Source organism: Marinobacter subterrani (assembly GCF_001045555.1).
GTDB lineage: Bacteria > Pseudomonadota > Gammaproteobacteria > Pseudomonadales > Oleiphilaceae > Marinobacter > Marinobacter subterrani.
In genome coordinates this window covers 2,423,219-2,435,803 of record NZ_LFBU01000001.1, presented here as the reverse complement: position 1 = coordinate 2,435,803, position 12,585 = coordinate 2,423,219, and the positions used below count along the sequence as shown (strand labels likewise).

The 12,585-nt window shown below is 59.3% G+C and carries 10 protein-coding genes; 3 read left to right on the top strand and 7 right to left on the bottom strand.

All coding sequences use genetic code 11. From position 1 onward, the window contains the following. Positions 1-15 precede the first annotated feature (15 nt). Entirely contained in the window at positions 16-1,119 is a 1,104-nt protein-coding gene (locus msub_RS11385; protein WP_048496125.1) for a ferredoxin reductase, read from the bottom strand. A gap of 194 nt (positions 1,120-1,313) precedes the next feature. Here msub_RS11385 and msub_RS11380 point away from each other — a divergent pair, with 194 nt between their 5' ends. Further along, positions 1,314-1,940: a TetR family transcriptional regulator gene (locus msub_RS11380; RefSeq protein WP_048496124.1), complete on the top strand. Its 627-nt coding sequence runs from the start codon at positions 1,314-1,316 to the stop codon at positions 1,938-1,940. A 22-nt stretch (positions 1,941-1,962) separates the two neighbouring features. On the opposite strand, the gene msub_RS11375 is transcribed toward msub_RS11380, so the two are convergent. Continuing rightward, positions 1,963-3,441 carry a WS/DGAT/MGAT family O-acyltransferase gene (locus tag msub_RS11375; protein ID WP_048496123.1) on the bottom strand — a complete coding sequence of 493 codons (1,479 nt, stop codon included), beginning with the start codon at positions 3,439-3,441 and terminating at the stop codon, positions 1,963-1,965. A gap of 194 nt (positions 3,442-3,635) precedes the next feature. Between msub_RS11375 and msub_RS11370 the strand changes: the two genes are divergently transcribed. Beyond that, positions 3,636-4,016, top strand: coding sequence for a CidA/LrgA family protein (locus msub_RS11370; RefSeq protein ID WP_048496122.1), 381 nt, complete (start codon positions 3,636-3,638; stop codon positions 4,014-4,016). Beyond that, positions 4,009-4,755 carry an LrgB family protein gene (locus msub_RS11365; protein WP_048496121.1) on the top strand — a complete coding sequence of 249 codons (747 nt, stop codon included), beginning with the start codon at positions 4,009-4,011 and terminating at the stop codon, positions 4,753-4,755. Before msub_RS11370 ends, msub_RS11365 begins: the two co-directional genes overlap by 8 nt. Here msub_RS11365 and msub_RS11360 read toward each other — a convergent pair whose 3' ends face one another. The 5 genes from msub_RS11360 to tmpT all read right to left on the bottom strand — a co-directional run bounded on the left by msub_RS11360 (position 4,756) and on the right by tmpT (position 12,517). Continuing rightward, a complete protein-coding gene (locus tag msub_RS11360) occupies positions 4,756-6,735 on the bottom strand; it encodes an alkaline phosphatase D family protein (protein WP_156182813.1) in 1,980 nt (659 codons plus the stop codon). Further along, entirely contained in the window at positions 6,680-8,239 is a 1,560-nt protein-coding gene (locus msub_RS11355; RefSeq protein ID WP_048496120.1) for a SpoVR family protein, read from the bottom strand. The genes msub_RS11360 and msub_RS11355 overlap by 56 nt, the downstream gene beginning before the upstream one ends. After that, positions 8,236-9,525, bottom strand: coding sequence for a YeaH/YhbH family protein (locus tag msub_RS11350; protein WP_227506800.1), 1,290 nt, complete (start codon positions 9,523-9,525; stop codon positions 8,236-8,238). Before msub_RS11350 ends, msub_RS11355 begins: the two co-directional genes overlap by 4 nt. Positions 9,526-9,564: 39 nt before the next feature. Next, the gene (locus msub_RS11345) at positions 9,565-11,487 is read right to left on the bottom strand and encodes a PrkA family serine protein kinase (RefSeq protein WP_048496118.1); all 1,923 of its coding nucleotides are present in this window, start codon (positions 11,485-11,487) and stop codon (positions 9,565-9,567) included. Positions 11,488-11,863: 376 nt separating this feature from the next. Then, positions 11,864-12,517 (bottom strand): thiopurine S-methyltransferase, encoded by a 654-nt coding sequence (gene tmpT, locus msub_RS11340; RefSeq protein ID WP_048496117.1) that lies wholly within the window; start codon positions 12,515-12,517, stop codon positions 11,864-11,866. Between the last annotated feature and the right edge of the window lie 68 nt (positions 12,518-12,585).

Genomic DNA, 12,585 nt, shown 5'->3' with positions numbered 1-12,585 from the left:
ATTGGTTGTCGGTGATCAGAGGTCGATGGCAACCGGGCCCCGGGGCACCGAAATGCAAATCTGGATGGTTTCCTCGCCGGGGCCGGAGGCCTGGCCGGTCAGGCGATTGACCACGGTGCCGGAGGTTTTTCGGCAGCTGCACTGATGGCAGATGCCCATCCGGCAGCCATGCTGCGGTGTCAGGCCGGCGGCTTCGGCGATGTCCAGCAGGTTGGCATCGCCCTCGGAGCCGACGTCGATGCCGCTTTCGGCAAATCGTACCTGGCCGCCCAGGGCCTCCTTGCCGAGGTCTGCCTGTGGCACCGAAAAGAACGTGCTGTGGATGTCGGTGTCGTCGATGTCGCGCTGGTGGAGCAGGTCCCGGGCCAGGTCCATCAACCCTTTCGGGCCACAAAGGTAGACCTGCCGTGCCCGGATTCCGGGTATTCGGTCAAAATCCGCAGCGCACAGATACCGGGGTGATGCGCCCTCATGGGTTGTAATGATGGTCACGGTCAGCGCACTGTAGCGTGCGGCCAGGGCCTGGAGTTTTTCCCGGGCGATCACATCGGCTTCTGTCCGCACGAAATACAGCAGGGTGACCGGTGCCCGGTAATCGGTGGCGGCCATGGTTTCAAGCTGGCTCAGCACCGGGGTGATCCCGCTGCCGCCGGCAATGAACAAAACCGGCTGGGCGGGCTCGGGAACCAGGAAGTTACCGAAGGCCTCGCCCACCCCGATGACCATGCCGGCCTGGAGTTCATCGTGTATCCAGTTGGTCACCCGCCCGCCCGGCAGGCGTTTGATGGTGAGGGTTACCCGCCCCTGTTCCCGCCAGAGGATCGGCGAACTGGACAGGCTGAATGTCCGGTTGCGCCGAACACCACCCACATCAACACAGATGTTTACATGCTGTCCGGCCTTGAAGCCTGACCATCGCCGGGACGGCCTGAGGACCAGGGTCCGGGTATCCGCAGTTTCCTCAATGACCTGCTCCACCCGAGCCGGTGTGTACGCCTGTACCCACATTGGATTGATGCGCTCAAGCAATGGATCGAAGAATGCAGCCGGGTCATCCCGGTTAAAAAGCTGCCGGCCAAGCCAATGCAGCGTCCGGCTCTGGGTCTGTCTCGCTAACATGGTCGTTGTCTCCCGTAAATGTCATTCTTACCGTGTACAGTTGTACACTAATGTGTACGAATGTACACAAGCGTTTTGGGGGTGGCAATGGGGGACTGCGCGTTGGCCTGAAATGACAGAGATTCTGTACTTTTATTTTTCCGGATGTGTACACTTGTCAACCATTGATCAACGGCAGGCAGTACGGGCAGGCAATGGCGGAAAAACAGCGAAGAAAGCCCGGTGAAACCCGCGAGAAACTGATGAATGCGGCGTTGACACTGGTGGGTAAGGGGCGGCATTTCGCCAGTCTGGGCATCCGGGAGGTAACGCGACAGGCGGGCGTGGTGCCAACCTCGTTCTATCGTCATTTCCGGAATATGGATGATCTGGGCTTGCAGCTGGTGGATGAGCTGGGGCTGGTGTTGCGCCGGATGATGCGAGAGGCCCGGGCCAATGTGCTGCAGGCGGACAAACTGATTGAAGAATCCGTGGCGATTTTTATAAGCCATGCCCAGGCCAACCGCAGCTTTTTTCTGTTCATGGCCCAGGGGCTGACGGGGGAGAGCCGGGCAGTGCAGGAAGGCATACGCAGCGAGATGCGGTTTTTTGCCAGTGAGCTGGCCAACGACTTGCGCAGACTGAGACTGGCGGAGCACCTGACCGACCAGGATCTGGTTATGACCTGTGATCTGGCGGTCCGGAGTGTGGCTTTCAGCCTGACCGATCTGCTGGGTGTTTCACCGGAGGATGATTACCAGATCGAGCAGATCCGGAAGCGGACCACTCGTTTTCTTCAGTTGATTTTTGTCGGCGCGGCCAACTGGAAAAGCCCGGGTTGAACGGCTGCCCGGGCATGCACCTTCAGTTTTTCGGCGCCGGCTTCTTGCGTGGTTTCCGTGGCTTCGTGGTTGCTGGGGGCTTTTCAGCGGCTTCCGGTTTTGCCGGCGGCGGCAAAATCAGACGTTCCAGTTCATCCAGTGCCTCCCCGGTATACACCGCCAGCTTCTGCATGCTGGGGAGTGTGTCCCGGCAGCCGGTAAAGCCGAAGTTCAGGGAGCCGGCGTAACTCAGGCAGGTAATGTTCAGGGCGCCACCGTGGGTAATCAGTGACACCGGGTACATGGCCTCCAGCCGGGCGCCCTCATAGTAGAGCGTTCTCTGGGGGCCGGGTACGTTGGAGATGGTTACGTTGAACACCGGGCGCATGCGCCCGCCCAGCCCGGACATCAGTTGGAGGATGTAGGGTGACATCAGCAGCATCGTGTACTGGGTCAGTGCGCTCTTGGGCAGCTTCTGCAGATGCTCCTTGGCCCGCCGGCTCGAGCTCTTGATGTTCTGAAGTCGCGTCAGCGGGTCCGCTTCGTCGGTGGCCAGGGAGGCGATCATGAAACTGATCTGGGTGCCGGTACCCTGGTCATCGGAGGGCCGGATATTGACCGGTATGCCTGCCGTGAGCGGTGTGTCGGGAAGCTCGTCCTGCTCAAGCAGAAAACGTCGCAAGGCGGTGCCGCACAGGTACAGCACGATGTCGTTCAGGGAGCCGCCGGAAACCCGGGAGAGCTCCTTGATCCGATCCAGCTGGTAATGCTGGGTAGCGAACCGGCGCTGGCCGGTGACCCGGTGATTGATCTTCGACACCGGCCCGGTGAAAGGCGCCGTCAGGCCATCCTCTGGATGGCGGACCGAATGGACCAGCCGATTGCCGGCCTGCCACAGCCTCGGTGCCATATCCGCCTGCAGCTTCAGGGCATCCATGGCCTGTGAAAAAGCTCCGGGTACACTGGCTTCGGAGTCGGTTTTGCTGCCGCGCCGGCGTTCCGGCCGAACCGACCAGGGGGGCGCCATGCCGGTTTTGTCCGGGTCTGTGGTCAGCACCCGTTGCATCAGGCGCACACCGCTGATGCCATCAATCATTGAATGATGCATCTTGGTGTACAGGGCAAAGCGGTTGTTCTCCAGCCCTTCGATGACATGGCACTCCCAGAGCGGGCGGGCGAAATCGAGGGGGTTGGAGTGCAGGCGGGATACCAGGATGCCCAGTTCCCGTTCACCGCCCGGGCGGGGCAGGGCAGAGTGGCGGACGTGGTAGTCCAGGTCGATGTCCTTATCGGTTTTCCAGGCCGGCGCCAGCACCCGGCCCAGCAGGCCGGACCAGGCAAGCTTGTAGCACCAAGGGGGTGCGACATCCCCGGTTTCTTTCATACGGGTGATCATGTCCCGAAGAAAGGTTTCAGGGGCGCCCTCAGGCAGCGAAAAAATCTGCAGATTGCCCACGTGCATCGGGGTGTCTTCTGATTCTACCGCCAGCCAGGAGGCATCCAGGGTTCCCAGGCGTTTCATTCCTTGTGTCTCTCCACGATTGTCCAGGTATTTTAGTTGTGCGGTGCAAGTATACTGATAACTGCTCCGGTACACGATCTTCCCGGTCAGAAAGTTCCCCGGTTTTGAGCTATTGTGTGCGATGTAGAAGTACAGTTTGTAACAGCCGTTTTAACAACAATAATCCAGATGTTTGAATGACTGGAAGACTACCCATGCAGTTCCTCAACGGCATTACCCTGCTACTGGTTTACCAGTTGGTGGGTGAAATAACGGTTCGATTGCTGGGCCTGCCCATTCCCGGGCCGGTACTTGGCATGGTCATGCTATTCATAACCCTGTTGATCCGGGGGCGGACCCCGGCCTCCGTTGACCAGGCGTCAAGCGCGCTGCTCAGCCACCTGTCGCTTCTGTTTGTGCCCGCCGGTGTGGGCATGATGGCGCATTTTGGCCGCATTGCCGACGAGTGGGTGCCAATCACCCTGGCGTTGCTTCTGAGTACCGTGATTACCATGGTCGCCACCGCCCTGATCATGCAGGTGACCACCCGCTGGTTTACCAAACCCCTGGCCGAGAGGGGGCAGCAGGATGAATGAGCCGGGCCTGAGAGATATCTGGGTTTACCTGTCTGCCTCGCCGTTGCTGGGGCTGACCATCACCCTGGTAGCCTACGGGCTGGCCTATCGCCTGTACCTGAAAACCAATTCCAATCCACTGGCCAACCCGGTGGTCACGTCGGTGGCGATGCTGATTCTCCTGCTGCTGGCGACCGGCACCTCGTACAGTGATTATTTTGCCGGTGGCCAGTTTGTTCATTTCCTGCTGGGGCCGGCTACTGTGGCTCTGGCGGTGCCCCTGTATCAGCAGTTTTCCCGGCTGCGCCAGCTCTGGCTGCCGGTCACCATTTCACTGTTCTGCGGTGTGGTGATCGCGGCCGGAAGCTCCATTGGCCTGGCTCGGATGCTGGGCGGCTCCCTGGAGATCCAGATGTCCCTGGCGCCGAAATCGGCCACGGCACCGGTGGCCATGGGGATTTCGGAAAAAATTGGCGGACTGCCCTCGCTGACGGCGGTACTGGTAGTGATCACCGGGATCACCGGTGCAGTGCTGGGCACCAAGCTGTTCGACTGGATCCGGGTGCGGGATGACACCGCCAAAGGCATTGCCATGGGTGTTGCAGCCCACGGCATAGGCACCGCCCGGGCCTTCCAGGTAAGCCCCCAGATGGGGGCGTTCTCCGGTCTGGCGATGGCGCTTTCCGCCTTTGCAACGGCCCTGCTGGTGCCCTGGCTGGTCGATCTGCTGGCAGCCTGGCTGCCCTCCGTCAATGCCTGATCAGTCGTCTTCGTGTTGCTGAAAGAGGGTGCCCCCGCCGCCGGCGTTGAGTTGCCGGATGGCCGTAGGCGCACCTTCTTCGTCCAGCCTCACATCGCCGATGCCGGAGCGATTCCACAGCCGCTCGCCAGCCTCCCGGCCTTCGGGTAGCCTGGGGGAAATCCACATCCGCCGCCGTTTGGTGAACCAGTTCAGGGGCGACCAGGGCGCGAACAGCCAGCGATTGAGGCGGTCCATCCATTCCAGCAGGGTGTTGGGAAACTCGTTCTTGATACCGCTGCTGGTGATCTGCCAGATGTGGGGGCCGTTTTTCTTATGGCGCAGCCGCACATCATAGGCAAACGAGTAGTGCACATCCCCGGAGAGAATCACGAAGTGCCGCGGCGTGCGGGGGTGCCCGAAGATATTGAGCAGGACATTGGCGGCGCCCCGGTGGGCCATCCAGTTTTCTGCATCCACCAGCAGGGGTTTGCCAAAGAAGGTGAACACCTGCTGGATCATTTCGATCAGCTTAACCCCGAACATGGGGGCCGGTGAGACCACTACCACTGCTTGCTCTCCCATAACCTCCTGTTGAAAATCGGTGAGCGATTCCCAGTCCATCAACCCGGACGGGTGGCTCCGGCGGATCTCGCTGCGCCAGCGGTGGGTGCGGGTGTCCAGCACGACCAGACGCGGCGACGTGGGCAGGCTGTAATGCCAATGGTGAAAGTGAAACAACCGGTCGATCAGCTCGTCATGGGCCGTTTTGTCCAGTTCGTTCTGGTCCTTCTCGGCATCCAGCAACTGCTGGCAGTGCTCGATGATGGCGCTAAAGTTCTCCGGCTGGTTGCCCCAGCCCTGGCACAGCAGATACCCCAGCAACGCATTGCCGATAATCCGCCGGGAAAACGGATGCTCGTACGCGGTCGTTTCCCACAGGGCGGAGAGGTTCCAGTCATCGGTCACATCATGGTCATCGAAAATCATGTACACAGGCACGTTGGCCATCGCCCGGGTGGCCCGGGGGAGGCTCTCCCGAAATGCATCAATGGCCTTCTGTTCACTACGGTAACGGGCCAGTTCGTCCGGGTTGCTGACCGGCTCCGATGCCGTTACAAGCCGCCAGGGCTCAGGCGACCACACGAGCAGGTACATGGCCATCACCTCGGCGAAGGAAATCAGGTGATTGCCCGCATTGGCGGTGGTAAACACGGGCTTCCGGACGCCACCGAAGAAGCGGTCGGTCAGGTCTTCGTTGGATTCGGTTTCCGGCAACAAGGCATCCCGGTGATAGTAGGCCGGCGTCATCGACGCCAGCTCACGGCTGTGGCTGAGCGAGGCCCCTTCGAGGACTTCCTGGTACAGGCCGAGCTGGTGGATCACGCAGTGGATGGCGTGCAGCATCGGGCCGCCCACATCGTCAGCGTAGATCTGGTCGCCGGTCATGAGTAACAGGGAGGGGGTATCTTCCAGCCGGTTTGCCCCGTGCAGTTCCTCATCCACACGAACCAGACCATCGGGGGCAGGATGGTGGGGCCTGCGGCAGGAACCGTGAAGAATCCGGTCGAGTTTTGTTTTCAGGGTAAAGCCGGGCCGTTCGCGGCCCTCCGGGCAGAGGTGAGGCGCCCAGTCCCGGATCCATTCCGGTTCCAGACCGGCATCCGAGCCCAGGCCGACGTCGTATTCAAGCCGGGTATTCCCGGGTAACGTGGTGTCCGGTTCGATGACCAGGAGGTTCACCCAGGCGCGGGCACCGATCCTGAGCCGGGTGACCTCCTGGTCGTTTACCGGGCGGTCGAGCAGGCTTGCATCGCCGTCGAACACCCGGACATAAAATGATGGATTCTCGCTGGTTGCCAACCAGAACACCAGCGAGTCTGGTGCAGTATGGCGCAGTATCGGGCCAGCCAAAACCGGCCCGAGAGTGCCAGTCGGGTCCAGATCAATCCTCCTCGAGTTCCCTGGGCGGGCAGTAGTATTCCTGAACAGTGGTGCCATCATCCACGCTTTCAAGGTGCACATCAAAGCCCCACAACCGGTGCGCATGGCGCAGCACTTCTTCCGTTTCCTTGCCCAGGGGCACCCGATCCACCGGAATGTGGCGCAGGGTCAGGGAACGGTCACCGCGCACATCCACGTTCCAGACCTGAATGTTGGGCTCGCGGTAACTGAGGTTGTACTGGCGGGCCAGCTTTTCACGCAGATCCCGGTAGCCGGGGTCGTCGTGAATGGCGGTCACGCGGTAAACGTCTTCCTGGTCGTCGTTCTGGATCGCAAAGAGCTTGAGATCCCGCATTACCTTCGGGGACAGGAACTGCTGGATGAAACTTTCGTCCTTGAAGTTCTTCATCGCAAAATGCAGGGTCTCCAGCCAGTCACTGCCTGCGATGTCCGGGAACCAGTGGCGGTCTTCCCCGGTCGGGTTCTCACAGATCCGGCGCAGGTCGGTGAACATCGAAAAGCCGAGAGTGTAGGGGTTGATGCCCGAATACCAGGGGCTGTTGAACGGCGGCTGATACACCACTGCCGAGTGGCTCTGGAGGAACTCGAGCATGAAACCGTCGTTTACCAGGCCCTTGTCATACATGCGGTGCAGCAGGGTATAGTGCCAGAAGGTGGCCCAGCCCTCATTCATTACCTGGGTCTGGCGCTGGGGGTAGAAATACTGGGCCAGCTTGCGCACGATGCGGATGATCTCCCGCTGCCAGGTTTCCAGCAGTGGCGCGTTTTTCTCGATGAAATACAGGATATTTTCCTGGGGCTCCTCCGGGTAGCGCTTGCGGCGGTTCACCGTGTCGTCATCTTCATCCAGCTTCGGGATCGTGCGCCACAGGTCGTTAATGCGCCGCTGCTGGTATTCCTCCCGCTCCTTCTGCCGGCGGATTTCCTCCGAGGCGGAGATCGGCGCCGGCCGCTTGTAGCGATCCACACCGTAGTTCATCAGGGCATGGCAGGAGTCGAGGATTTGCTCCACGGCATCCACGCCATGGCGCTCCTCGCATTCGGCCACGTAATTCCGGGCAAATACCAGGTAATCGATAATGGCACTGGCGTCGGTCCAGGTGCGGAACAGGTAGTTGCCCTTGAAGAAGGAGTTGTGGCCGTAAGAGGCGTGGGCAATCACCAGCGCCTGCATCGGCAGGGTGTTCTCCTCCATCAGGTAGGCGATGCAGGGGTTGGAGTTGATGACGATCTCATAGGCCAGCCCCATCTGGCCGCGCTGGTAGCCCTTGGAGGTGCTCAGGAACTGCTTGCCGAAGGACCAGTGATGATAGCCAACCGGCATGCCGACGGAGCTGTAGGCATCCATCATCTGCTCGGCGCTAATCACCTCAACCTGGTTCGGATAGGTGTCCAGGCCAAACTCGGCAGCACATTTGGCGATCTCGTCGTCGTATTTCTGGATCAGCTCAAAAGTCCATTCGGAGCTCGTGGAAATCGGCTCCCGGGCTCTGGGCTGATCATTGTCCGGCGGGCTTGGGCGGTCCATCAGATTGGTCATGCGGCTTTCCTCTCGAACAGCTGGCGGAACACCGGGTAGATTTCGCCGGGGTCGGCGATCTGCTGCAAGGCAAAACTCTGGGGGAAGCGCTCCTGGATCTTCTCGTATTCGTACCAGAGCATCTGGTGATCCTGCGGGGTAATTTCCACATAGGCGAAGTACTGGACCAGCGGCAGGATACTGTCGGCCAGAATCTTGCCACAGACCGGGGAATCGTCGTTCCAGTTGTCGCCGTCGGATGCCTGGGCCGCGTAGATATTCCATTCAGCCGGGGAGTAACGGGACTCAATGATCTTGTGCATCAGCTTGAGGGCACTGGAGACGATGGTGCCACCGGTCTCCCGGGAATAGAAAAATTCCTCCTCGTCCACTTCCTTGGCGCTGGTGTGGTGGCGAATGAAGACCACTTCGATCTTCTTGTAGTTCTTCTTCAGGAACAGATATAGCAGGATGAAAAAGCGCTTGGCGATGTCCTTGTGCATCTGGGTCATCGAGCCGGACACATCCATCAGGCAGAACATCACAGCGCTGGTGGCCGGTTGCGGTTGCTTGAGATGCTGACGGTAGCGCAGGTCGATCTCATCAATGAAGGGAATGCGCTTCACATTGGCCTTCAGCCGGGCGATTTCCTCTTCCAGAACCTGAATCTGGTCTTCATGGCTGAAGGCCGGGTCCAGATCCTCCGGTGCCGATTTCAGGGCCTCAAGCTGTTTCTCCAGATCCCGGATTTTCTTCTTGCGGGCGCCGCCAAGGCCCAGACGCCGGGCGTGGGCGCCGCGCAATGAGCGCACCACATCCAGTTTCGCCGGTACCCCCTGGGTGCTGAAACCGGAGCGGACATACTTGAACGCTTCGGTGTCTTTCAGCTTCTTGCGGGCCAGGTTGGGCAGTTCGAGATCGTCGAACAGAAAATCCAGGAATTCTTCCTGGGTAATCTGGAAGGCGAACTCATCCATGCCCTCGCCATCCGGGCTGGCCTGCCCCTGTCCGGAACCCTGGCCTCCGCCGCCTTCGGGCTTGGGTATGGTATCCCCGGCCACGAATTCCTGGTTGCCCGGATGCACCACTTCCCGCTTGCCGCCCGGGCCATGGTGGAAAATGGGCTCTTCGATGTCCCGGGACGGAATACTGACGTTCTCGCCCCGTTCAATATCTGTAATCGAGCGCTTCTGCACCGCATCCGCCACCGCACGCTTGATATGGTGGCGGTAGCGGCGCAGGAACCGTTCCCGGTTCACCGCGCTCTTGTTCTTACCGTTCAGTCGCCGGTCGACTATGTGGGTCATTCCCATGGCGTAACTCCAGCTCAGTGAGTGGTCACCGACTTAGTGAGACTTGCGTACCCGCAGATACCATTCGGCCAACAGCCGAACCTGCTTCTCCGTGTAGCCTCGATCGACCATACGCTCGACGAACTGCTTGTGCTTTTTCTGATCCTCGTTGCTGGCCTTCGGGTTGAAGGAAATCACCGGCAACAGGTCCTCGGTGTTCGAGAACATCTTCTTCTCGATCACGCTGCGCAGCTTTTCATAGCTGAGCCAGGACGGGTTGCGGCCCTGATTGTTGGCCCGGGCCCGCAGGACAAAGTTGACCACCTCGTTGCGGAAGTCCTTCGGATTGCTGATGCCTGCCGGCTTCTCGATTTTCTCCAGCTCGTCGTTGATGGCCGAGCGGTCGAGAATTTCGCCGGTTTCCGGGTCGCGGTATTCCTGGTCCTGGATCCAGAAGTCGGCATAGGTGACGTAGCGGTCGAACAGGTTCTGGCCATACTCGCTGTAGCTTTCCAGATACGCGGTCTGGATTTCCTTGCCGATAAACTGCACATAGTGCGGTGCCAGGAACTCCTTGATAAACCGGAGATATTTCTCATGGGTTTCGGGCGGGAACTGCTCCTGTTCAATCTGCTTTTCCAGCACATAGAGCAGGTGCACCGGGTTGGCCGCCACTTCGGTGGTGTCAAAGTTGAACACCTTGGACAGGATCTTGAAGGCAAACCGGGTGGACAGGCCGTCCATGCCTTCCATCACGCCGGCGGCATCGCGGTATTCCTGGATCGATTTGGCCTTGGGGTCGGTGTCCTTGATGTTCTGGCCGTCGTAGACCCGCATTTTCGAGAAGATACTGGAGTTTTCCGGCTCCTTGATCCGGGACAGCACCGAGAACTGGGCCAGCATGTCCAGGGTGTCTGGCGCGCAGGGAGCGCCTTCCAGCGAGCTGTTGCTGAGCAGCTTCCTGTAGATCTCGATTTCTTCGGTCACCCGCACACAGTAAGGCACCTTGACGATGTACACCCGGTCAAGGAAGGCTTCGTTGTGCTTGTTGTTGCGGAAGGTCTGCCACTCGGATTCGTTGGAGTGGGCCAGGATAACGCCGTCAAAGGGCACGGAACCCATGCCTTCGGTGGTGTTGTAGTTGCCTTCCTGGGTGGCGGTCAGCAGCGGGTGCAGCACCTTGATCGGCGCCTTGAACATTTCCACAAACTCCATCAGGCCCTGGTTGGCTTTGCACAGCCCGCCACTGAAGCTGTAGGCATCCGGGTCATCCTGGGAGAAATCTTCCAGCATGCGGATGTTGACCTTGCCCACGAGGGCGGAAATGTCCTGGTTGTTGTCGTCGCCAGGTTCGGTCTTGGAGACGCCGATCTGGTCGAGCACGGAGGGGTATTTCTTGACTACCCGGAACTGGCTGATGTCGCCACCGTACTCGTGCAGGCGTTTGACGGCCCAGGGCGACATGATGCTCTTCAGGTAGCGGGCGGGGATGCCGTATTCCTCTTCCAGAATCTGGGCATCCTCGGCCGGGTCGAACAGGCCCAGCGGCGACTCGTTCACCGGCGAACCCTTGATGGCGTAGAAAGGCACCTTCTGCATCAGTGACTTGAGTTTTTCCGCCAGGGAGGATTTACCGCCGCCCACCGGGCCAAGCAGGTAAAGAATCTGTTTCTTCTCTTCCAGGCCCTGGGCGGCGTGGCGGAAGAAGGAGACGATGTTTTCCACGGCATCTTCCATGCCATAGAACTCGGAAAACTCGGGATAGCGCTTGATGACCTTGTTGGAAAAGATGCGTGACAGCCGGGTATCACGGGAGGTGTCGGCGAGTTCGGGTTCGCCGATGGCAATTAACATTCGCTCAGCGGCCGTGGCATAGGCCGTTGCGTCCTTTTTGCAGATCTCCAGGTATTCCTCCAGGGTGTATTCTTCTTCCTGGGTACTCTCATACCGGTCTTTGAAGTGCTGCAGTATGCTCATAGATCGCCCTCGCTCGCTGTATCTTCAGCTTTCAGTTCACGCAATTTCCCCGTTGCAGTTGGCTCCGCCCGTCCGGGCGGTTTATTTAGTTATGGGTGGAAGGAATGGATACTTACAAGCCTGTGCGCGAACTTGTCGCGGGCGGCTTGCTTACTTTGAGCTTAGTTCACGGTTGGGAAGTTGGACAGTGGGTGAGTGGTTAAGGTTCATTAAATTATGTTAGAGCGGTGTGGGGTTTTTGTAGCTTGCGGGCTGGAGTGCACCGGGGGTCTTTCCGAAAACGAATTGGCAACTCGCTGCGCTCAGACATCAAATTCGTTTTCGGAAAGACCCCCGATACACTCCGGTCAGGCCTTTGAGGTGAGTCGCCGGAGCGCTACAGTTTGGTTAAACGGAACACGCTTTCCGAGGCGTTTTCCAGACCTTTTCGCTTGGTAAACGGATGATCCTTTGCCAGGGTGTTGGTCAGGATGTGTTCGATTTTATAGTCGTTCTGGTAGAGCTCGCGGACTTCTTTGTCGCTGACGTTGAACGGCGGGCCCTTGATTTCGGTGTCGTAGTCCAGGGTGATCAGCAGTATTCTGGTGCCATCCGGGATGACGGCCGTCAGGTGTTCAACATAGCCTTTGCGCATTTCCGGGGGCAGGGCGATGAGGGCGGCGCGGTCGTAGACCAGGCGGATGTGTTTGAGGTCTTCGGGAACCAGCTGGAAAAAATCACCACACCAGAGTTGCAGGTTGTCGTGTCTGAAGGTGGTGAAGGGCTCGCCCGGGCGGACGTTGGCTTTTTCGCCGGCTTCTTCGAAGAAGTCCTTGCAGGCGATGTCGCTGAGTTCCACGCCGATGATCGGGTGGCCCCGGTCATGCAACCACCACATGTCGTGCGCCTTGCCGCACAGAGGGACAAGGACCGTTTCGTTACTCTTGCCGGCCAGATCGGGCCAGTGGTCATAGAGGTACTGGTTAACGGTGCCCTCGTGAAATCCGATTTCCTTTTTGGCCCAGCGTTCGTGCCAGAATTCGTGTTCCATGGTTGCCTCCCCTCTCGGACATTTGGACGTTTGTGTCAGTCTAACTTAATCTTTGGCTATCTGGATTC

Bases quoted from the DNA above. Each gene is read 5' to 3' on its own strand.
- msub_RS11365 (WP_048496121.1), top strand. From the start codon at position 4,009: ATGAATGAGCCGGGCCTGAGAGATATCTGGGTTTACCTGTCTGCCTCG.
- tmpT (WP_048496117.1), bottom strand. From the start codon at position 12,517: ATGGAACACGAATTCTGGCACGAACGCTGGGCCAAAAAGGAAATCGGA.
- msub_RS11350 (WP_227506800.1), bottom strand. From the start codon at position 9,525: ATGACCCACATAGTCGACCGGCGACTGAACGGTAAGAACAAGAGCGCG.
- msub_RS11385 (WP_048496125.1), bottom strand. From the start codon at position 1,119: ATGTTAGCGAGACAGACCCAGAGCCGGACGCTGCATTGGCTTGGCCGG.
- msub_RS11360 (WP_156182813.1), bottom strand. From the start codon at position 6,735: ATGGCACCACTGTTCAGGAATACTACTGCCCGCCCAGGGAACTCGAGG.
- msub_RS11380 (WP_048496124.1), top strand. From the start codon at position 1,314: ATGGCGGAAAAACAGCGAAGAAAGCCCGGTGAAACCCGCGAGAAACTG.
- msub_RS11370 (WP_048496122.1), top strand. From the start codon at position 3,636: ATGCAGTTCCTCAACGGCATTACCCTGCTACTGGTTTACCAGTTGGTG.
- msub_RS11345 (WP_048496118.1), bottom strand. From the start codon at position 11,487: ATGAGCATACTGCAGCACTTCAAAGACCGGTATGAGAGTACCCAGGAA.
- msub_RS11355 (WP_048496120.1), bottom strand. From the start codon at position 8,239: ATGACCAATCTGATGGACCGCCCAAGCCCGCCGGACAATGATCAGCCC.
- msub_RS11375 (WP_048496123.1), bottom strand. From the start codon at position 3,441: ATGAAACGCCTGGGAACCCTGGATGCCTCCTGGCTGGCGGTAGAATCA.